A 21,261-nucleotide genomic window follows, 5' to 3' on the forward strand; every position below is an offset into this window, starting at 1 on the left:
TTTAGCTAACTTCTGTCTTATATTTAGGTAAGACAACCTGTAAGTCAGATATCTTTGCTTGTACTTTAGCCACAATCAGATCTATATCCTGTTTTTCCATACAGTTAAAATGTCCCAAAGGACATCTCCTGTTACCATATTTACTACAAGGCTGGCATTTGAGCCCTGGCACCTGTATATTTTCATACATAGGCAACTGACCTGTATTCTGAAAGGAACTTCCATAATAAGGCTCCACATCCAGTTTAGGCGAAGTACTGCCCCAGATAGCTAATGTCGGTTTCTGAAATGCACTGGCTACGTATTGTAAACCGGTATCATGTGAGATAACCAGTGTAGACTTGCGTACCATATCTGCCGACTGATTCAGATTAAACTTGCCACATCCATTAAAAACTTTTGCTGAATCTACAGATGCAATCTGTTCACCTTCTTTACTCTCTTCTTTCCCTCCTAACAAGACAACAGGAAAAGGAAGTTTGGTACACAACTCTTTTAGTTTATGTACAGGCATCTTTTTAGTAGGATAAGAAGCACCAATGACGATTGCCACATAGCCTTGCTGATGTGTTACTGGCAATGTAGTCCAATTTACCTCATCTGCTATCGGGACAAAATAATCGAGTCCCAGACCATCATCTTCTGCCCCGATTTCACGAATCACATCCAGACTTCGCTGGGTAATATGTCGTTTCGGCATAAAATCGAGCCGGAACGTAGTTAACAGGAATTTCTGGATATTAAGCTTGTTGATAGTATAGGCTTTGGCAGGTAAAGCTTTTTTGATTCGTAAAGATCGCCCATTGTTCTGAAGATCTATAATGTAATCAAAACTGGCTTGTTTCAATTCAGGAAGTAACTCTCTGACACTTTTATCGTAATAGTAAAAACGATTTACATATGGATTGGCTTCAGTAACTGCTTTGAATGATTTCTTGGTAAGAAAATGGATTTCTGCATCAGGAAAACTTTTCCGCAGACACCGAATGGCAGGAGATGCCAGGACAATATCACCAATAGCAGAAAAACGAATAATTAATACTTTCATAGATAATCGGTGGGCTAGTGTATAGTCTATACTCCTCTACCATAATCACATTATACCCTATAACTGTATGTCTACTGCTTGTAGTTATAATCAGCTTGTATCTCTATAGGATGAAAGGAGGTGGTAATTCTACGCAATAAATAAGAATTTACCAACACCGATTTTACAGAGAAACATCTGATATATTTTCTATAAACAGAAAATATTATATACTTTGCATCTCAAAGTACTTTTAAGATATTTACTTTTTGTATTTTTGACAATTAATGAATACACTGTTGTTGGTCCAAACAAAACTATTTCATTTAACCGGTTTAAAGCTAAAATCCTCACAACCATGAAACTATCACTCATTCAGAAACCTATTCACTTCCTATTATTATTATCAGGCATCTGTTGTCTTATGTTAGTCTGGAGATTAATCTCCTCAGAGTCTCTTCAATACAGCTTTATGGCCTGGAATCTATTTCTTGCCTGGGTTCCGTTACTGATTATGTTATTCATCCAGAATTACGAACCCGTGTACGTGAACAAGTATGTAGTGATAGCAGTAGGTTTAGCTTTCTGGCTCTTGTTTCTCCCCAATGCTCCTTATATTATAACAGATTTGATGCATTTACGTTATCGGAAAGGGTATACGCTTTGGTATGATTGCCTTATGGTATTCTCATTTGCCTCTGTAGGTATGTATACAGGCCTTTATTCCATGTTACTGGCACATAAGCTTGTTAATCGGTTATTTGGTCCATCGTTTGGCTGGACGCTGATTCTAGGTTCTCTTGGATTAAGTGGCTTTGGCATATACCTGGGCCGTTTCAGTCGCTGGAATAGCTGGGATTTGTTTCTACAACCACATCATCTATTCATGGATATACTTAGGCAGGCGTTTAATCCAGCCGCACTTAAGTTATCGGTAGCATTTGCACTGGTGATGGTATTGTTTTACTTTGTTTTTTTAAGTTTCATTCAACTAGCCAAACATGAATCTGCTTCGTAGTGCAATAAAGAGTCTGCAAAAAACATTTCGAAGTTTCCGGTTTGCGATACGGGGTATTGGCTTTGTGATCCAATATGAAAACAATACCCGTATTCATCTACTTGCCTCATTGGCATCCATTATCGTAGGAATGCTACTCAAACTTAACTACATTGAGTGGACCATTATCATTACTCAGATAGTACTTGTGTGGTCAGCAGAAGCCTTCAATAGTGCAATAGAAAAAATTGTAGATTTTATTTCTCCAGATTTCCATCCCAAAGCAGGGGCCATTAAAGATATTGCAGCAGGAGCCGTTTTATTTATTGCCATAGGAGCGGCTATCACAGGGCTTATCATCTTTGGCCATAAAATTTGGATACTGATAGCTTGACCTAACTAAGTAGCTTCTTTTTTCTGATCAGAATTGTAGTTGGCCGGCTTTCATGACTAGAATTCCGATCAGATTTTTATTTTTCATCCTCTACAAATCATTTCCTGTCAAAAAAGATTTGAACAGAATACCGATCACTCTGAAAAGTTATTCGAATAATGGTCACTTCTGGATTTGACCTAAACTATGTTCACTTTCACAGATGAACGGAGTTTAGGTCAATGTTGAGAAATACTTAAACTCCGTTCATTTTCCATAAATATCAGAAGTTTGATGGTATTCAGTAATTATCAGGGTTCTGGTAATCTTATATAAGCATCAGAACTCTGATATGGTTATCTGACAGTATTGCCTGCTAAGAGTGGCCTATAAAAGAAAACCCTCAATTGCAAAGCAACTGAGGGTTCAGGTTATGAATCAAATAGAAGTCGGCTTATTTTACGCTTTCTTCCATTGCTGCGTTAAGTTTCTGAGCTAAGATTGCCTTGGGAGCAACACCAACCTGCTTGTCTATCACTTGACCATTTTTAAAGATCAATAGCGTTGGGATGTTACGAATTCCGAAACGATGAGGGATCTGAGAGTTATTCTGCACGTCCAGTTTACCAACGATAGCTTTTCCTTCGAAATCTGCTGCCAGCTCTTCTACAGCAGGTGCTATTATTTTACAAGGACCACACCAGTCAGCCCAGAAGTCTATCATTACAGGTTGATCACCAGCAATGATCTGATCAAAGTTAGAATCGTTAATTTCGATTGCTTTTCCCATGATAAGTAAAATTAGATAGATTTTGTAAGATATTAATTTCTTTGCTTAAAACTACGTATTTTCAAGCACTACTCTAGCATAATACTTTTTTTGTGTATAAAGTTCCAAAAGCATATTTCACTGTTATACATACTAAAACTATACCCTCTGTACGTTTTCATTTTAACAACCCTTTCTTACAACTGGAGCATCCTTTCTCTCACCCAATCCGGTTCTGATTGCCTATAACTTTTGTTCTATTGATATTCGTCTATGATTTCAATAATCTTACTCTATCAATATAACTACCTCATTATGAAAACGCTACAAAGCCTATTACTCTCTCACATTCTATTCTTTACACTTATGTCAGGAATAGCCCAAAACAGTGATAAATACCACTATAATCAGGTGTATGATTATAGTGGTAGTGACATTGTTCCCTATAATTACAACGCAGATGAATTAACAAAACTTGCCAAAAGTTTTATTGGAGTGCCTTATATCGCTGAAGGAAAAGAACCCTCAGGATTTGATTGCTCTGGTTTTACCTTTTATGTCTACAAACAATTTGGTATCTATCTTCCCTATTTCTCCAGCGAACAGGGTTCTATTGGCAGTCAGGTATATATGGAGGAAGCACAACCTGGTGATCTTATATTCTTTACAGGATCTGATCCTTATACCTCCACAGTAGGACATGTGGGTATTGTTGTTTCCAAGAAAGGAGAAAAACTTGCCTGGGTCCATGCCACTACAAGCAAAGGTGTACGTATGGATACTATGGCTAATACCTATTATAAAGCTCGCTTCCTGGCAATCAGACGAGTAGCTAACTAGCTCTCGTCATTTTTTATTTTCCCATCCAATTATTTTTTCGGCTTAAATCCTGTTTTTTCCCTTTTTATTAGTATATTTATCCTCGCTACCCATACAACAGACTCAAAAACTTCCTCTAATATATTTTTTCACACCTTTAAACTCCTTAAAGTGTATGATGGTACAACAGCTTTTGAATTACAAGTCGATTGACACGGTTTGGTCAGTACGTTCTATGTCCAATGTATATGATGCATTGGTGATGATGAACGAGAAGAATATTGGAGCCGTGTTGGTAATTGATGATGATCATCTGGTTGGGATCTTCTCAGAAAGAGATTATGCACGTAAAGGTATCCTGCAGGGACGCGCTTCTCAGCAAACGTACATTTTTGAAGTAATGACTAAAAAAGTCATTACAGTTACGCCTCAGGATAAAATTGAGTATTGTATGAAACTGATGTCAGAGGGACATTTCAGACATTTACCCGTTGTTCAGGAAGATACTGTAGTAGGTGTGATTTCCATTACAGATATTTTAGATGCGATCATCAGAGAGCAAAAAGCAAGAATATCTTCTCTGGAAAGCTATATTACGGGGACACCTTTATAGGTGCAAGTAAAAACATATATCTCCTGTCAGGAAACTTACAGGAGATATACATTATTTGTAAGTATGTGTCGGTATATACTTAGATCAGTTTTTGTTCCATTGCAACACGTACCAGCTCTACTGCATTTTTAACTCCCAGCCGTCTCATCATGCTGGCTCTATGATTGTCTACAGTGCGTACACTCAGATTTAATTTCTCTGCAATCTCCCGGCTGTTAAGTCCATCTACAATATATTTGAGCACTACTTTCTCCTTCTTTGAGGGCTTGGTCCGCTTATCTTTTACATTATCAGGTTGTTTTACTTTATGCAGGTAGGCGTTCACAATGATATTGGAAACCGACTGACTAAAGTATTTTTCCCCCTGATTCACTGTCAGCAAAGCGTGCAGCATTTCTTCACGTGTTGTATCTTTTAGCAAATAGCCACCTGCACCGGCTTCAATAGATTTCATAATGTAATCCTCATTATTATGCATCGAGAGGATTAGGCAACGGGTGGATAAGCCCAACTGACTGATCTCCTGAGTAACCTGAATTCCATTTAACAAAGGCATTGCAATATCTACCATTAATATATCGGGCGACAAACTTTTCACCTTTTCTACAGCTTCTGCTCCATTTGAGGCTTCTCCTGCAATTTCAATTTCCTCAAATTCTTCCAGAATGGAACGAATCCCATTTCTAACAATAGTATGGTCGTCAGCCAATACAACTCTGATTTTTTTCATTATCGGGTAGTTTGTTGAATAGAGAGTTTACGTTGTACATTATTTCTTAGCATTGGGCAAAGGCACAATTACATGTATCTGAGTGCCTTCATCTATAGTTGATGAAATCGTTAGTTCGCCATTAATTAATCTGGCTCTTTCCTTCATATGCATCAATCCATGGTAGGCTCTATCTTTTGGTGCTTTTTGTTGAAACTCTGAATAGTTAAATCCTTTTCCATCATCTATAATATTCAGGTAAAGCATTTTCCGTTTTAACAACAGTTCCACTCTGATACTGTCTGCCTCTGCATATTTAATCGCATTATTGAGAGATTCCTGTGCAATCCGGTATAAACTTATTTCCACATCTTTCGAAAATCGCTCTTCGGTTAGATTTGAATGGAAAAGTACCTGAACCGAGGAAGAAGAAGCATCTACCTGTGAAGTCAGCAGTCGCAAGGCAGATACAATTCCAAAATCATTTAATACAGAGGGCATCAGATTAAATGAAACCATCCGTACTTCATTGATTGTCTGAGCTATCAACTGCTTAATATCATCCAATCTTTTCCGCCCCTTAGGCGTCCATTCAGCACCACCATCCAGATTTTCTATCCCAAGTTTCAATGCAGTTAACATTTGGCCCAAATCATCGTGTAAATCGCGGGCAAGACGTTTCCGTTCCTCTTCCTGCCCCTGTATTACATAGGCAGTACGCATACGCTGCTCTTCGATTTCTCTTGTATATTTTAACTGAGTAGCCGCAATAAGTTCCTCACGAGTCTCTTCCAGTGACTGATTAAGCGACTTCAATTCCTCGTTCATCTCACGTGTATGGTATTCAGCATCTATCAATGCCAGAATGGTCTGACGCAGTTTATAGACAGCAGGACGGAATACAAACAAAGCCTCCAGCAACAGAACTACTAATGTTATGATCAGAAGGCTTATCTCAATGCTTCTCAGATGATCTATTTTGGCTTTAGCCTCTTCTCCATATTGAGCCACAATCTTCTCCATCTTCTGAAGAAACAATCTTTCATGTGAGAGAAGAAATGCTATATCGTTATCAATCCGTGCTTTTGATGCAGGTCCCGGATACATTAGTTCATGCTGAACATTTCTGGCACTACGACGAACAGCTTCAAAATCCGGATCTATGTCCTGAAACATCCGTTCTATCTCTCTGCTATTCTTAACAAATACATTCAAGTCTGTCAACTTCCCACTTTTCAGTTCATGATGGTATTTAGACCATGAACGAATCCAGTTGCGTAACTCGCCCCGATAAAAAGCTGTATCTACCTGGTTCCCTCTGTCAGCCAATATTACTGTTATCTTTGCAATAGCCTGGCTCTGAAATCGCTGCCTACCAGCATAATTAATAATCCATGAATCATTGGATTGGTTGTGAATCATTATCTGTACCAACACCTGACCCAATATGGATAAAAATGCCACTATGGTCAGCGCAATGATGTACAGTCGAGTAAACTTCCGATAAATATTTTTATCCAGTAGTGTATGACTCACCTCTTACCTAAATTAGCCTTTCAAAATGAACCCGTTTTCCCCAAAAAATATACTACTTCATCAGAAAACACCTAAATTTAATACGCCTTTTTGAGAAAAATACTGCTTTCAACCATAAAATGACTAAAAAAAAGTGCCATGCTTACTTTATTAAAAGTTTATCTTGAATAAGTACTTTCCAACAAAACCAGGTTACTCTCAGACAAGTATTTACACTCAATATTGTACTAAGTATAGTTATTTTCTGAATAATTTCTGCTATTCCAGACCGTTATTTTTGCTTTACACCTCTTAGGGGCCTATAAAACCTATTCTGATAACCAATGTATTACACATTATCTCAGACATAAGCCTAACTCTTTCCATAAGCATAAATACCTATTACATTGACTTGTAATACTACGATTTACCATCCTGTATATACTTGGTGCTAGCTATGCCGACTATTATTCAATTGTGTAATGACTTATTTTTTGAATACCTTTTCTGTTAATTCGTTTAATGCCTGGAGTTTGGCCTGGAAGTCGCCATTAATCTGCATTCTGATCTTTTGCAGATTATCCAGTAACTGTTGGGTGGTATCTGGCAACGCTTCCTCTAAATATTCTCTGATACGTTTAGCCAGTGTGGGAGACTTACCATTTGTCGATATCGCTATTTTCAAATCACCCTTTGTGACAATAGATCCAAGATAAAAATCGCATAGATCAGGAGTATCAGCTATATTTACCAGTATTTTACGTTTATGTGCTTCTGTCCTTATTTGTTCACTCATCTCTCTGATTCCAGTAGCAGCAATGACCAGATCTTTCCCATCCAGATCTTCAGGTTCAAAGCTTTTTTCAAGTATTATAACATTTGCGTATGCTGATGCAAGCTCTCTGGTTTCTTCTGCAAACCAGGTTGCAACCATAGTAACAGGTGTTGCCGGACTATTTTTCACTACAGCTGATAGCTTTTCTAATCCTACATTTCCTCCTCCAACTATCAACAATTGCATTTCTTCCAGTTTGAGAAATACAGGAAACAATAAATTACCTTCTTGGGTATTCATGCATTTACAAGTTAGAATGTAAAAATACAAACAAAAAATGTCAGGTTTGCTGCCTGACATTTTCATTCTCCGAAATAAGTATACTCTATCCTAAGTTTAATTTCTCTTTAAGAATATTAGCTACATATAATCGTTTTCCCCTTTCCCGGGTACTGGTACGATACCATAAATACGCAACAATACTGATAGCCAGATAAGGCATAGCCAGCAAAAACAGAATGCCTTTGTTTAATCCAGACCCAAGTGTTGACTCACCACTACTTAGATTTGATTCAACAGAAGCACGACACATAGCGCATTGCGCCTGCACATCTGGGGTAGAAAAGCCAATCAATAGAAGCATTGCAGCAATCCAGATTATTGCACTTTTTTTCATACTGTTTCTTTTAATTCTAAATGGGAAAATTAAGGTAGCCCACAAATATTAACTATAATATGGACTAATCATCAGATAAACAATTACTCCTGTTACTGATACATATAGCCAGATAGGATATGCCCACTTCACAATTTTTTTGTGACGATCTATCTGATTACTTAACGCATAATAGACCGCTAATAGTACAAATCGTACCACAACAATTGATAAAACAATGTGACTTATCAATAAAAAGAAGTATACAGATCGTACCCAACCTTCTCCACCAAATGGCGTAGATGCATTTGAGATATGGTATAATACATAACTAACCAGAAATACTGATCCAAGTATAAAGGCAATTAACATGATAATACGGTGAAGACCAATGTTTTTTTGCTTAATAGCAATCAATCCAATAATCAGTGCTATTGAAGTTATTGAATTAATGACCCCATTGATATGCGGTAATGTTTTTGTCCATAGTCCCAGATCAATTCGCTGACGGATACCCAGCAACACCGCTACTGCTACAGGAATAGCAATAGAAAGTATGTTGATCAGTTTCTGATAGGATTTTTGCTGTTGATGTGTGATTGTGCTCATTATCTCAAAAACCAGTAGTTAAATATAAAATAATAATCTATGTCAGAATAACTTTATGGCAGTCAGATTTAGAATTATTGTTCGTATTCCTGTAATAGAATATCTATTTCTGTAATCAGACGGTCTACATCTTTTCGATTTGTTCCATTGTAGTATCCACGAATCACGCCTCCTTTATCAATCAATACAAACTTATCTGTATGAACAAACTGGTCCTCCAGATTCTGTGCTGTCGGATCATTTTCTTTAGCAGTGACAAAATAACCATATTTAGCCAAATGATAAATCTGAGGCTTATCCCCAGTCAGCAATTGCCACTTATCTGTTTTGATATCGTACATATCTGCATAGTTTCGCAAGGCGGGTACTGTATCATTCTCGGGATCGACAGAAAAAGAAACAATCTGTATTTCCGGATTATTCAGAAAACGTTCCTGTACACGGGTCATCTGGGATGACATCTTTTTACATATTCCCGGACAACGTGTAAAGAAAAAATCGGCGACAACAACTTTTCCTTTTAGCGAGGCTCCTTTTACCTGCTTACCGTCCTGATTGGTTAGCTTAAAGTCGGGTACAGTATGAAATAAGGTATCTGCAATCTCTTTTCCTTTCACAATTTGCTTTCCTACTTTAACTTGTCCACTAGCTGAGTCAATAACAGGATAATACCGGCCAATGGAGTAATGGTTCTTACCGGAGTTGCGTAGAAACAGAAATAATAAAGCCGGTAATGCCAAAAGGATCAGCAATATACCGGCTTGTTTAAGATTTTTCATTCTAAAGATATTCGGGTGATTTTATCGGATAGAAACAGTATAAAGGATAAATTTTTATACTGCTGCTAAGTTACAAACTCTATTTCATTAAACAGAGTTTCCGAAAAATCTAAAAACGTATATTCTTATTGAAAGAATCGCAGTTCAAAGATAGAACTTCCTTCTACCAGCAATGCGACCAATAACCAAACTACGAAAATCAAAGGAATCAGAATAGACCAGATCAACATCTTCACTTCCCCTTTCAAGTGCATAAATTCTGATACTATAAAGAATGCCTTTACAATCGTTAAAGCTACGAACACGGCTACTTTGAAAGTATGCCAATGTGTAGGAACCATAAATGCAATAGCGAATTCCAAAACAGTGATTCCCAGCAAAATCCAGAATGTACGCCAGATAGCCTGCGTCTGTGCTTTTGGAATTTCGCGGTGTGGTGTATCTAAAGCTTCTGTTGCCATATATATCGTTTCTATAAAATATTAGTAATTACTTAAATCTTCCCTACAAATAAGATGTACAATTATTGACAGGAAAGTGGATAAAATCTAAAAATTATACCAGATAGAAGAAGGTAAACACGAATACCCATACGAGGTCTACAAAGTGCCAGTACAAACCTACTTTCTCTACCATTTCATAATGTCCACGACGATCGTATACACCCATGGTTGTGTTATAGAAAATAAGGATGTTCAGAATAACACCACTAAATACGTGTGTACCATGGAAACCTGTAATGAAGAAGAACAGGTCAGCAAACAATGGAGGTCCATATTGGTTTTCTACCAGATTAGCACCAACCACTTCTTTTGTAATCCATTTGCCATCTGAAAAAACTTTCATCAATGTACCATGTCCTTCTGTACCTGTAATGAAGTGAGTCCATTCCCAAGCCTGGCATCCCAGAAAGGTAAATCCACCCAGAATAGTCCACAACATCCATTTTTCAACATCTTTCTGATCCATACGGTGACCAGCTTCTACAGCCAATACCATAGTTACAGAACTCATGATTAGAATAAACGTCATTATACCTACAAACACCAGCGGTGCATGCAATCCATGAAAAAATGGAATAGCGTCAAACACATGATCAGGAACGGGCCAGTATTCTGTAGAGAATGAAAATTCTGCACCATGTTGCTTAGGATCATAAGCATGAGCACCAAAACGGTTCAAGCCATAGGTAATCAATAATGCAGAAAATGTAAATGCGTCAGAAAGCAGGAAGAACCACATCATCAACTTGCCATAGCTGGCTTTCATCGGCTCCATGCCTCCGCCCCATAACTTTTTAGAAGAAACTTCTTGTGTTGCAACTGTTGCCATATCAGGAGTGTAAAATATAAATTGTATTTGGTAAATAGCGTATTCTAAAACTGGGTCAAAAATAATATCTTTTTTGAAATGAAAACTGTATTCTTCACACTTTTCAGTTTATATCAATGTACCTTTTTCATTTCCCGGCAAAAATATATTCTATCTTTTTATATCCTATATAAATCTGTTAATGATTTATTAAAAGGAAGATAAATAAATATACCCAGAGAAAATCAAGGAAGTGCCAGTAGGTAGTACACATATCCATCCGGTTCATGGCTTTGGCATGAATTTCATCCCGGAAGGTAGCAATCAGCACTAACAGCAGAAACACAATCCCTGTTACCAGGTGGAAGATGTGCAATCCGGTCATAATATACAGAAAAGAGCCAGAAGGATTACTGGTAGCTCCTCCTAACCAAATGTGTCGTTGCTGTAAATCCTGCCATCCAATGTATTGAGCAACAATAAATGCCACCCCCAGCAAGAATGTAATAACCATAGAAATTTTCAGCATTCCCAGGTTATCTTTTTTAGCAGAGTAATGAGCCCATTGCATTGTTATACTGCTTAACAGGATAATTACAGAGGAAGTCCAGAAAACTTGTGGTAATTCAAACTCCAACCAGTTTCCATCTCCTTTCCGTACAATATAGGCACTGCTCATCGCAGCAAAAATCATAATTATACTTACGATAAACAACCACAAAGCAAACTTTTTAGGGTTCATCGAAAGCGTCTCCTGAGGTTCCTCAGGAATCGCGTTATAGCCTGAAATTTCAATCTTCTGTGACATATCCTTACAAATTCAGTTATATTATTGAGTAAGTTTCTACTTTTCTTTACTTAACAAATTCTTTTTAGATTTTATCCAATAAGAATGCAATCTGTACAACGGGTAAGTATAAGAAAGACCCAAACATCATTTTCAATGCAGCTTTATCTGTTTGCGTACGCATCAGATGGAAAGTTTGAGCAAGGAAAAGAATTCCACAAACCATAGCAATAATAGCAGAATTGATACCTGTCATACCTAATTTTAATGGCACCCAGCTTAAAGGCAGTAAGAACAATGTATAAATCATAATCTGTACTGCTGTATCAAAGCCTTTTTCTCCCTGTGCCGGTAATAATTTGAATCCAGCCCTACGATAATCCTCATCTGCTACCCAGGCAATAGCCCAGAAATGAGGAAACTGCCAAAAAAATTGAATTGCGAACAAAATACCTGGCTCCCATCCAAAATGATTAGTAGCAGCCAGCCAGCCAATCATAGGAGGAAATGCACCTGGAAACGCACCAACAAACACTGCTACAGGTCCTACTCTCTTAAGCGGAGTATATACAAACCCATACAGAATAAATGATACTAAGGCAATACCTGCTGTTTTATAATTAAATGCTGTAATAAAAATGAACATAGACAAAGCCAACATCAGGATTACAAATCCCCAGGCTTCCGAAATACTTAACCGGCCTGTTGGCAAAGGACGTCCGGCAGTTCTTTTCATCAGCTTGTCCAGTTCCACTTCTTTTATCTGGTTTACTGTATTAGCAGCAGAAGTAATTGCATATCCTGCTACTGCAAACAATGCAAAATGCACCCAGTCAATAGGTCTCTGAATACCCAACAAATAGCCAAAACTGGATGAAAACACCACAGTCAACGAAAGTCTGAACTTGGTTAGCTCAAAAAAAGCTTTCAGTTTGCCTGCAAAACTTATATCAATACTCGAATCAGATACAATCATTATTAGATAACTTCTACTTAACTTTTACAGTTTGGTTTAAATCATTTCTGGTTTTAAAACAGGCTGTTCCTTTTTAAGAACCCCATGAGGAGGATTAATAGCAAGAAACAAGATAAACTGTATCCCTATTGCTCCTACAGCTAAAAATAAATGTATAGGTTGTAAGAAGGCAGGAATACTAAAATATGCCATACAGGCCCCTGTAATTACTTCTATAATAGTTATCGCCACTAATACTTTTGCCCATCGCTTTACCAATGTATCTGAAGAAACATATTTCTTCAGGAGAAAAAGCAAATAGACATTGCTGACAAGAACCACCAGAGAAAATGAACGATGAATATAAAATACCCATCCTAATTGTTCAATCCATTCATTGCGCATTAGATGCTGCATTTTGCTGATTACAACATCTATCGCCTCTCTCACCCGTGTCCCTAGAACGATCTGAACCAGCGATAAGAAAATAACCCATACCAGAAATGCGTTAATTATTTTCTTTTTTGGTATAGATTGTAATTTTCTTGGTGTACTAAAAGACCGGATAACTACATAAATCAATAACAAAGCTATTGCAATAGCCAGAATCATATGAATGGTTATCGTTCCCGGAAGAAGGTTTGTTGAAACAATAACAGATCCGAGCCATCCCTGAAAACCTACCAAAAACAAGTTGAGAAGACTTATAAAAGAAATAGTCTTGTCTCGTTTCCAGTAAGAAAACGACAGGACTGTTGTTCCAGCGATAAATATTCCTACTAATACACCAAACAATCGGTTTACATATTCAATCCAGGTTTTTACCGGATTAAACTCTGCTTCGATATAAATAGATGGATCCGATAAAATCCTGTTTCCTACTTCCGTAAAACCTAACTTATCCAGATATCCGGCAAGCCTTTCATTCTTTTGCTTACGCTTTTGAACATAAGTATCCTTATAATCAACTGGAAGTTGTGAAGAATCTGTAGGAGGAACCCAGCTACCAAAACATTTAGGCCAATCCGGACAACCCATTCCCGAACCTGTTGTTCGAACAATACTCCCAATGGCAATCAATAAATAGACAAAAACAACAGTTATAATACCCCATTTCTGGAAAGCATTATAACTGTTGTTTGAAAATTTACTCATGATATTAATGTGCTGATTTTACTTCTGGTGTATCTGTGTATAATTCTTCATCGTCTACTTCGTGCGGCAGATTCGACTCAGGAGTTGCAGCATATGGTACAGTTTGAGGAATAAAGTCTTCCTGCGCACCTGGCTTGCTGTAATCATATGGCCAGCGATAAACTGTAGGAATTTCACCTACCCAGTTACCATGTCCTGGATTAACAGGAGCAGTCCACTCCAACGTTGTAGAATGCCATGGGTTCTGAGGAGCTTTTCTTCCTTTGAAGATACTATAGAAGAAGTTGAAAGCAAAAATCAGTTGAGATGAGAATGTTACGATAGCCGCAATACTGATAAACATATTCAGATCAGTAAAGGACTTAGAGAAATCAAAGTTTGTGAAAGAATAATATCTTCTTGGGAAACCAGCAATACCGATGTAGTGCATTGGGAAGAATACCATATACACACCGATAAATGTCATCCAGAAGTGTACATATCCTAATTTCTCATCCATCATTCTTCCGAACATTTTAGGGAACCAGTGATACACACCAGCCATCATTCCAAAGAATGACGCAGATCCCATTACAAGGTGAAAGTGAGCAACAACGAAATAGGTATCATGTAATTGAATATCAATAGCAGAGTTTCCTAATGCAACACCTGTCAAACCACCTGAAATAAACAAAGAAACCAAACCGATTGAGAACAACATAGCAGGTGTAAACACGATATTACCACGCCATAAGGTTGTAATATAATTGAAGGCTTTCACCGCAGAAGGTACCGCAATAATCAATGTAAGAAACATAAATATTGATCCAAGGAATGGATTCATACCTGTTACGAACATGTGATGAGCCCATACAATGAAAGATAACACCATGATAGCCAACATTGAGACAATCATTGCACGATATCCAAAGATAGGCTTACGAGAGTTAGTAGCAATAATCTCAGATGTAATACCCAATGCAGGTAACAATACGATATACACTTCAGGGTGTCCTAAGAACCAGAATAAGTGTTGGAACAAAATTGGGCTACCACCTCTGTTATCCAAAGCCTGACCAGCTACATATAAATCCGACAGGAAGAAACTTGTATGAAACTCGCGATCAAAGATCAGAAGTAATGCAGCAGAGAAGAGAACAGGAAATGACAGAAGTCCGATAATTGCAGTAATGAAGAACGCCCATACTGTCAATGGCAGACGAGAGAATGACATACCTTTTGTACGTAGGTTAATTACAGTTGTAACATAATTAACCCCTCCCAGTAACTGAGATATAATAAAGAAGGCCATACTAACCAACCATAAAGTCATCCCCAATTCTGAGCCTGGGTTTGCTGTTTTTACAGCGCTCAACGGAGGATAGACTGTCCAGCCACCCCCTGCAGGGCCTGTGCTCAAGAACAATGAACCAAACATTAATACACTAGATAGGAAGAAGAACCAGAATGATAACATATTCATGAATCCTGAAGCCATATCACGTGCACCAACTTGCAAAGGAATCAGATAGTTACTAAATGTACCACTCAAGCCAGCTGTCAATACGAAGAATACCATGATCGTACCATGCATAGTCACTAATGCCAGATAGAAGTTGGCATCCAGTTTCCCAGAATCATCGATCCATCCTCCTAGTAAAGGTTTTAACCAAAAAAGCTTTGCTTCAGGAAAACCTAACTGAATACGAAACAGAATTGATAGAAAGCCACCAATAAATGCCCAAATCAAACCTGTGATTAAATATTGTTTAGCAATGACTTTGTGGTCCTCACTAAAAACATATGAACGTATAAAACCTAACTCGTGGTGTTCGTGCTCGTGGTCATGATCATGGCTGTGAGCATGAGCGCCGTCATGAATGTCAAGATTTGCTGTTGCCATAAAATTTAATTGCTATTTCTGATAGAGAAACAAAATCCATTCGCAGTTTGTCCCTAAAAAAGATACGTTATAACAGGATAATTCTTAGCATACTGCTATGCTACAAACAAATACTACTTAGCTACAGGTACACTTGCTACAGCTGGTGCAGCTGCAGAGTCAGCAGGAGCAGCAGCAGGTTCACCACCTTCTTCAGGACCTACAACCTGTAAAGCTTTTTCTTTTAGATTAGCAGGAACCAGTTTCAGATAATCACGGTTCTGAGCAAGGAACGGCTTACGATTAGCAACCCATTTCACATAATCTGCTGGTTCATCTACAACAACCAGTGTACGCATAGAGAAGTGACCGCGACCACAAACCTCAGTACAAGCTAGTTCATAATTAAAGTTAGGGTTGTTTAGTTCCGTACGCATTTCTGCAGTCGTTTTTTCAGGAACAAACCAGAAACGAGTCTGCATACCAGGAACAGCATCCATCTTTAAACGGAAGTGAGGCATAAATACGCTATGCAATACATCTCGTGCGTGGATTTTTAACAAAACAGGCTTTCCTTTTGGAATATGTATCTCAGTTGATGTAAAATCATCAAATGAATTTACGTCTGTAAAGTCGATTCCTATTTCATTTGTCGCATCAATCAAACGATAATCATAACGTCCAAGCTCAGACTTGCTTTGTCCCAAAACAGCTTGTTTATCACCAGGATAACGCACAATCCAGTTAAATTGTTTTCCTACCAGTTCAACAACCACTGCATCTTCTGGCGCATCTTTCATAATATCACGCCATACCCACCATCCAGAAATAACTAATGTTGTTAAAACAATACCGGGGATAATCGTCCATACTACCTCCAGATTATTGTTATGAGGATAGAATGTTGCCCGACGCTCTTTTTTGTATTGATATTGAAAAGGGAACCAGAATAAAAGGATATGTGTAGCAAAGAAAACTGCTCCAATTACCCCCATAGTAATCCAAAATAAATTATCTGTTTCCTTTCCATGAGTAGAAGAAGCTTCTGGCAAAAGAAACTGATCTGAATAAAATGAGATCCAGATAGCCAGACCAAATCCGATGAACAAAAAGACAGGAAACAAAGCAGCATTTACCTTGTTGCTTGTTCCTACTCTTTCATCTGCTTTTTTAGTAATAGAAATCAGAGATTGTACTCTGAAGACTGTCACTAAAATCGCAATAATTAATAATAGCCCTGTGACAATAATTGCAGTTATCATGATTTACAGAATTTGGTATAATTGATAGAATTATAACCGGTATTTTCTTGTATATAAAATCTATTTTGGAAACAAAACGAAAATTATTGATTGTGATGTAAGCTTTCTTCCAGCATTGGGTGATTTTTAGCAATCAAAGGAGCTTTAGCTAAAAACGTTCCAATTATGAATACAAAAACGCCTGCATAGATAGCAATTACACCCAATTCCATAAATCCGATTCCACCATCATCACCCAACATAAACGGAGTCATATTCAGGTAGAAATCCAGCCAATGACCTGCCAGGATACCCCATGCAACCAGTTTTAGGAATGTCATTTTACGTTTCGATTCTCTGGTCATCAATGCCAGGAATGGGAACAAGAAGTTAACAAGCAGATTTACAAAGAACATACCTTTGTATTTTCCACCAAATCCTTCAAATACTTCGTTAAAGTGATTTGTTTCTTCAGGAATGTTTGCATAATAGATCAACATAAACTGAGCAAACCAAACATATGTCCAGAAGATACTGAATGCAAACATAAATTTCCCCAGATCATGCAAATGGTTTGAATTAACCATCTTAAGGTATCCTTGCTCTTTCAAATATATAGTCGCTAATGTAATTGTAGCCAGACATGCTACCCACCAGCTTGCAAAAGTATACCAACCATACATTGTACTGAACCAGTGAGGATCAGCAGACATTGACCAATCCCATGCAGCCATTACAGAAGTAACCGCAAAGAAAATAATAAATATCGCAGAGAAAACAATGTTTCTGTCATATATCTCCAATCCACCTTCTATATCTTCTTGTAAAGATCGCTTACGAATAATAGTAAATAAAACAAACCATACTACAAAGTAAACAACCATCCGAGCCATAAAGAACCCAAAGTTCAGATACCAGGTTTTAGAAGCTAGAACCTCGTCAAAGTTAGGACTATGCTCATCAGCAATCCCTTCTACCGTCCAGTGAAATAATCCATGCCCATGAAAAATATGTGCAACATCAGCACCAGCAAGCAGGAAATAAACAACCATTAATACGCCTGAAACTGGCAGAAAAAAGCCAAACGCCATTGGAATACGCAGAATCAGACTTGACCATCCAGCCCATGCCGCATATTGCACTGCAACAAAGAATACACCACACAAAGCAATCCCTGTAAAATAAACATTGTTGATCCACAGGTTTGCAAAGAGGCGTTTCAGCCATGACGCTCCATGTTCTGCCGCAGCTCCGGCATGTTCAGCAGCAGCACCAGCATGTTCGCCATGAGCTTCATGTCCACCACCTGTAGCCGCCAGAATAATGCCCAGAATAACCAAGGCAAATCCTACCACCACTGCAATAATTGCATTCCGGCGGATTCTAGGATCAAAAATATATTGCTCGTCTAAATTATACGAAACCGAATGATGTTCAGCCATTGTAATAAATAGTGTATTGTTTATTGTTAAATTGCTGAATAGATAATTTTCAATCTATTTGCAGCGATTTGAGATCTAACTAAATTCAACAAAGAGACGCTCTTATTGCTGCTTTTGCAGTTCGTGTACGTATTGTACAATTTTCCACCGCTCAACAGGATTCACTTGTGAGCCATGAGGCCACATACGTCCTTTACCATAGGTAATTACATGAAAGATATGTCCATCATTCATATCTTTATACCCAGAACCACTATAGTTTGGTACACCTTTGAATACTTTCCCGACTGTACCATCCCCTTTACCAGTTTCACCATGGCAATGCTGGCAATAACGGGTATATAATTCCTTTCCATCAGCCAGAGTTTGTTCTGTTTGAGGAATTGGATTCTTTAGTGTTCTTTCGGCAATGCCAATACTATCTTTAGGAATATTATAGATCATTAAATCTTCCACAAAGGTACTATCTTTTCCAAACTTTGTCTGGTAATTACGTCTCGCTACAGTTCCTGGAACAGGAAGCCACAAATTGTTACCGAACTTGTTATAGGGATTCTTAAAGCTCGCTTCTTGCCGGAACGGCTCATAAGAAATAGCATGATACATGTTGGGAGCATATTCTGTACCCGGATCATCATGATCACGTTGACAAGCAACAGTGAGCAGTGCACCTGCAATAAGACTCAAAAAGGTTACTTTTCTAAGATGATTCATATACTTGAAACAGAATCGAAATAAGTCTGTATAATATCGTTAAAAGCTATAACTATTCTCAATTAATCTAAATCACCAGCCTTAACCAATTTGGTTGAGACTTCTATAGCCCCGTAATTTTTTATAATAGATGTAATTTCTTCTGGCGTAAGCTTGTTTTTTGTCAGATCAATAGCCATCACAAATTTATCATCTGTACAGCGACTATCAAACAAAAATGGTTTCTTTCCAGGATATAAATTACTCACAGTCAAGAAAGTTGCAACCATTCCTAAGGCAGAGAAAAGTACAGTACCCTCAAAGCCAACAGGTACCAGCACAGGAATAGAAACGTAGTCTTTCCCACCAACAATCATCGGCCAGTCAAATCCCATTGTCCACACCATCAGTGTTATCAGACAAGTAAAACCAGTAAGACCAAACAAGAAGGCGGCTTTAGACATAAAGCTACGGGAATATCCCAATGCATCATCCAAACCGTGAATAGGAAATGGAGTATATACTTCATGAATCTTTACGCCACTGTTACGGATTTTTTTCACGCCCGACATCAGTACGTCTTCATCATCAAAAATACCAACTAAAAATGCGCTTTCGCTATGAATATGATGTTCCATTGGTTATCTGAAATGGAAAATAAGATAATACAAAGTTTTATAAATGGATGCTAAAACCAGATCCAACTATTATATTAAGTAAGATCTGGAATTTCTGCATTTCTTATTCTACGTCTTTATTAAATGCCGGACGTGCCTGGAAACCAGGTTGTGCTGAAGTTACAGTCTTATGCTCTTCTACATGTTCTGAAGATGACTTCAGGATTGCCTTCACCTCAGCTATGTTGATCACAGGTAAGAACTTAGCAAACAAGAAGAAACAAGTAAAGAAGAATCCGAATGTATACAGATAATCCAGTACGTCAACTTTTGTAGGAGCAAACATAGCCCAGCTTGAAGGCAGATAATCACGGTGCAGAGATGTCACAATGATCACAAAACGTTCAAACCACATACCGATATTTACTACTATAGACAGGATAAAAGTAGCAACAACACTTGTACGAATTTTCTTAATCCAGAATAACTGAGGGGAAATTACGTTACAGCTCATCATTGACCAGTATGCCCACCAGTAAGGTCCCATCATACGATTAATAAATGCATAACGCTCATATTGCACACCTGAATACCAGGCAATAACGAACTCAGTAATATAAGCTACCCCCACAATCGAACCTGTCAACATAATGATTTTATTCATTGACTCGATGTGTCCGATTGTAATATAATCTTTCAGACCAAATACCTCACGGGTAATCAACATCAGCGTTAACACCATCGCAAATCCAGAGAAAATCGCACCAGCAACGAAATATGGAGGGAAGATAGTAGTGTGCCAACCTGGAATAACAGAAGTAGCAAAGTCAAAACTTACAATGGTGTGTACAGAAAGTACAAGTGGAGTAGATAAACCAGCAAGAACCAAACTCACATTCTCATAATGTTGCCATGTCTTAGCAGCTCCATCCCATCCAAAACTCAGAATACCATACACAACTTTAGATACTTTGTTCTTAGCTCGGTCACGGATAGTACCCAGATCAGGGATCAAACCGATATACCAGAATACTAAGGATACAGTCAGATATGTACTGATCGCGAATACGTCCCATACTAGTGGAGAATTAAAGTTTACCCACAAAGGGCCAAATGTATTAGGAAGAGGTAATGCCCAGTATGCTAACCAGGTTCTTCCCATGTGCATCAGAATGTAACTACCTGCACAAAGAACGGCAAAGATAGTCATCGCTTCCGCAGCACGGTTAATAGATGTTCTCCATTTCTGACGGAAAAGCAAAAGGATAGCAGAGATCAATGTACCAGCGTGACCAATACCTACCCACCATACGAAGTTGGTAATATCCCATGCCCAACCTACTGTTTTATTTAACCCCCACTCTCCAATACCGAACCAAAAAACCCGATACAAGCCGTAACCTCCAATACCTAAGACAATCAACGAAATCAGGAAGGCGATATTCCATAACGTCGTAGGCTTGCCTTCTACCTGGCGGCAGATGTCTTCAGTAACATCGCCGTAGGTTTTACCACCGGTTACTAGAGGCGGTCTTACGGATGAAGTAACATGACTCATA

At 38.1% G+C, this 21,261-nt stretch carries 23 protein-coding genes; 4 read left to right on the forward strand and 19 right to left on the reverse strand.

The genetic code is table 11. The features are described from left to right. Window position 1: 1 nt before the first annotated feature. The gene (locus tag QNI22_RS08640) at window positions 2-1,048 is read right to left on the reverse strand and encodes a glycosyltransferase family 9 protein (RefSeq protein WP_314510248.1); all 1,047 of its coding nucleotides are present in this window, start codon (window positions 1,046-1,048) and stop codon (window positions 2-4) included. A gap of 337 nt (window positions 1,049-1,385) precedes the next feature. Here QNI22_RS08640 and QNI22_RS08645 point away from each other — a divergent pair, with 337 nt between their 5' ends. Both QNI22_RS08645 and QNI22_RS08650 read left to right on the forward strand, forming a co-directional pair. Then, a complete protein-coding gene (locus QNI22_RS08645; RefSeq protein ID WP_314510249.1) occupies window positions 1,386-2,045 on the forward strand; it encodes a DUF1361 domain-containing protein in 660 nt (219 codons plus the stop codon). Continuing rightward, complete coding sequence (locus tag QNI22_RS08650; protein ID WP_314510250.1) at window positions 2,029-2,418, forward strand: diacylglycerol kinase family protein; 390 nt, start codon at window positions 2,029-2,031, stop codon at window positions 2,416-2,418. Before QNI22_RS08645 ends, QNI22_RS08650 begins: the two co-directional genes overlap by 17 nt. 433 nt (window positions 2,419-2,851) lie before the next feature. Here QNI22_RS08650 and trxA read toward each other — a convergent pair whose 3' ends face one another. After that, a complete protein-coding gene (gene trxA, locus QNI22_RS08655; protein WP_314510251.1) occupies window positions 2,852-3,187 on the reverse strand; it encodes a thioredoxin in 336 nt (111 codons plus the stop codon). 294 nt (window positions 3,188-3,481) lie between these two features. On the opposite strand from trxA, the gene QNI22_RS08660 reads away from it, so the two are divergent. Both QNI22_RS08660 and QNI22_RS08665 read left to right on the forward strand, forming a co-directional pair. Then, window positions 3,482-4,006 carry a C40 family peptidase gene (locus QNI22_RS08660; RefSeq protein ID WP_314510252.1) on the forward strand — a complete coding sequence of 175 codons (525 nt, stop codon included), beginning with the start codon at window positions 3,482-3,484 and terminating at the stop codon, window positions 4,004-4,006. A 154-nt stretch (window positions 4,007-4,160) separates the two neighbouring features. Then, complete coding sequence (locus tag QNI22_RS08665) at window positions 4,161-4,598, forward strand: CBS domain-containing protein (RefSeq protein WP_314510253.1); 438 nt, start codon at window positions 4,161-4,163, stop codon at window positions 4,596-4,598. 79 nt (window positions 4,599-4,677) lie between these two features. On the opposite strand, the gene QNI22_RS08670 is transcribed toward QNI22_RS08665, so the two are convergent. The 17 genes from QNI22_RS08670 to nrfD all read right to left on the reverse strand — a co-directional run bounded on the left by QNI22_RS08670 (window position 4,678) and on the right by nrfD (window position 21,260). After that, window positions 4,678-5,328, reverse strand: coding sequence for a response regulator transcription factor (locus tag QNI22_RS08670; RefSeq protein WP_314510254.1), 651 nt, complete (start codon window positions 5,326-5,328; stop codon window positions 4,678-4,680). Between the two features lie 39 nt (window positions 5,329-5,367). Next, window positions 5,368-6,843 carry an ATP-binding protein gene (locus QNI22_RS08675; RefSeq protein ID WP_314510255.1) on the reverse strand — a complete coding sequence of 492 codons (1,476 nt, stop codon included), beginning with the start codon at window positions 6,841-6,843 and terminating at the stop codon, window positions 5,368-5,370. 466 nt (window positions 6,844-7,309) lie between these two features. Next, window positions 7,310-7,897, reverse strand: coding sequence for a precorrin-2 dehydrogenase/sirohydrochlorin ferrochelatase family protein (locus QNI22_RS08680; RefSeq protein ID WP_314510256.1), 588 nt, complete (start codon window positions 7,895-7,897; stop codon window positions 7,310-7,312). Between the two features lie 85 nt (window positions 7,898-7,982). Then, complete coding sequence (locus tag QNI22_RS08685; RefSeq protein ID WP_314510257.1) at window positions 7,983-8,273, reverse strand: hypothetical protein; 291 nt, start codon at window positions 8,271-8,273, stop codon at window positions 7,983-7,985. 48 nt (window positions 8,274-8,321) lie between these two features. Further along, a complete protein-coding gene (locus QNI22_RS08690) occupies window positions 8,322-8,861 on the reverse strand; it encodes a DUF420 domain-containing protein (RefSeq protein WP_314510258.1) in 540 nt (179 codons plus the stop codon). 74 nt (window positions 8,862-8,935) lie between these two features. Beyond that, window positions 8,936-9,640, reverse strand: a complete 705-nt coding sequence (locus QNI22_RS08695) for an SCO family protein (protein WP_314510260.1) — start codon at window positions 9,638-9,640, stop codon at window positions 8,936-8,938. Window positions 9,641-9,765: 125 nt separating this feature from the next. Continuing rightward, window positions 9,766-10,101 carry a cytochrome C oxidase subunit IV family protein gene (locus QNI22_RS08700; RefSeq protein WP_314510261.1) on the reverse strand — a complete coding sequence of 112 codons (336 nt, stop codon included), beginning with the start codon at window positions 10,099-10,101 and terminating at the stop codon, window positions 9,766-9,768. A 94-nt stretch (window positions 10,102-10,195) separates the two neighbouring features. Next, window positions 10,196-10,972: a cytochrome c oxidase subunit 3 gene (locus QNI22_RS08705; protein ID WP_314510262.1), complete on the reverse strand. Its 777-nt coding sequence runs from the start codon at window positions 10,970-10,972 to the stop codon at window positions 10,196-10,198. A gap of 178 nt (window positions 10,973-11,150) precedes the next feature. After that, entirely contained in the window at window positions 11,151-11,759 is a 609-nt protein-coding gene (locus QNI22_RS08710) for a cytochrome c oxidase subunit 3 (protein ID WP_314510263.1), read from the reverse strand. Between the two features lie 64 nt (window positions 11,760-11,823). Next, window positions 11,824-12,714: a heme o synthase gene (gene cyoE / locus QNI22_RS08715; RefSeq protein ID WP_314510264.1), complete on the reverse strand. Its 891-nt coding sequence runs from the start codon at window positions 12,712-12,714 to the stop codon at window positions 11,824-11,826. A 36-nt stretch (window positions 12,715-12,750) separates the two neighbouring features. Next, window positions 12,751-13,848 carry a COX15/CtaA family protein gene (locus tag QNI22_RS08720; RefSeq protein WP_314510265.1) on the reverse strand — a complete coding sequence of 366 codons (1,098 nt, stop codon included), beginning with the start codon at window positions 13,846-13,848 and terminating at the stop codon, window positions 12,751-12,753. A gap of 4 nt (window positions 13,849-13,852) precedes the next feature. Further along, on the reverse strand, window positions 13,853-15,730 hold the full coding sequence (locus QNI22_RS08725) for a cytochrome c oxidase subunit I (RefSeq protein WP_314510266.1): 1,878 nt from the start codon (window positions 15,728-15,730) through the stop codon (window positions 13,853-13,855). 113 nt (window positions 15,731-15,843) lie between these two features. Continuing rightward, on the reverse strand, window positions 15,844-16,971 hold the full coding sequence (locus tag QNI22_RS08730; protein ID WP_314510267.1) for a cytochrome c oxidase subunit II: 1,128 nt from the start codon (window positions 16,969-16,971) through the stop codon (window positions 15,844-15,846). An 83-nt stretch (window positions 16,972-17,054) separates the two neighbouring features. Next, window positions 17,055-18,392, reverse strand: coding sequence for a quinol:cytochrome C oxidoreductase (locus QNI22_RS08735; RefSeq protein WP_314510268.1), 1,338 nt, complete (start codon window positions 18,390-18,392; stop codon window positions 17,055-17,057). A 102-nt stretch (window positions 18,393-18,494) separates the two neighbouring features. Next, window positions 18,495-19,106, reverse strand: coding sequence for a c-type cytochrome (locus QNI22_RS08740; protein WP_314510269.1), 612 nt, complete (start codon window positions 19,104-19,106; stop codon window positions 18,495-18,497). A gap of 62 nt (window positions 19,107-19,168) precedes the next feature. Beyond that, a complete protein-coding gene (locus QNI22_RS08745) occupies window positions 19,169-19,723 on the reverse strand; it encodes a DUF3341 domain-containing protein (protein WP_314510270.1) in 555 nt (184 codons plus the stop codon). A 103-nt stretch (window positions 19,724-19,826) separates the two neighbouring features. After that, window positions 19,827-21,260, reverse strand: a complete 1,434-nt coding sequence (nrfD, locus tag QNI22_RS08750) for an NrfD/PsrC family molybdoenzyme membrane anchor subunit (protein ID WP_313975148.1) — start codon at window positions 21,258-21,260, stop codon at window positions 19,827-19,829. Window position 21,261 lies beyond the last annotated feature (1 nt).

Source organism: Xanthocytophaga agilis (genome assembly GCF_030068605.1).
GTDB classification, from domain to species: Bacteria; Bacteroidota; Bacteroidia; order Cytophagales; family 172606-1; genus Xanthocytophaga; species Xanthocytophaga agilis.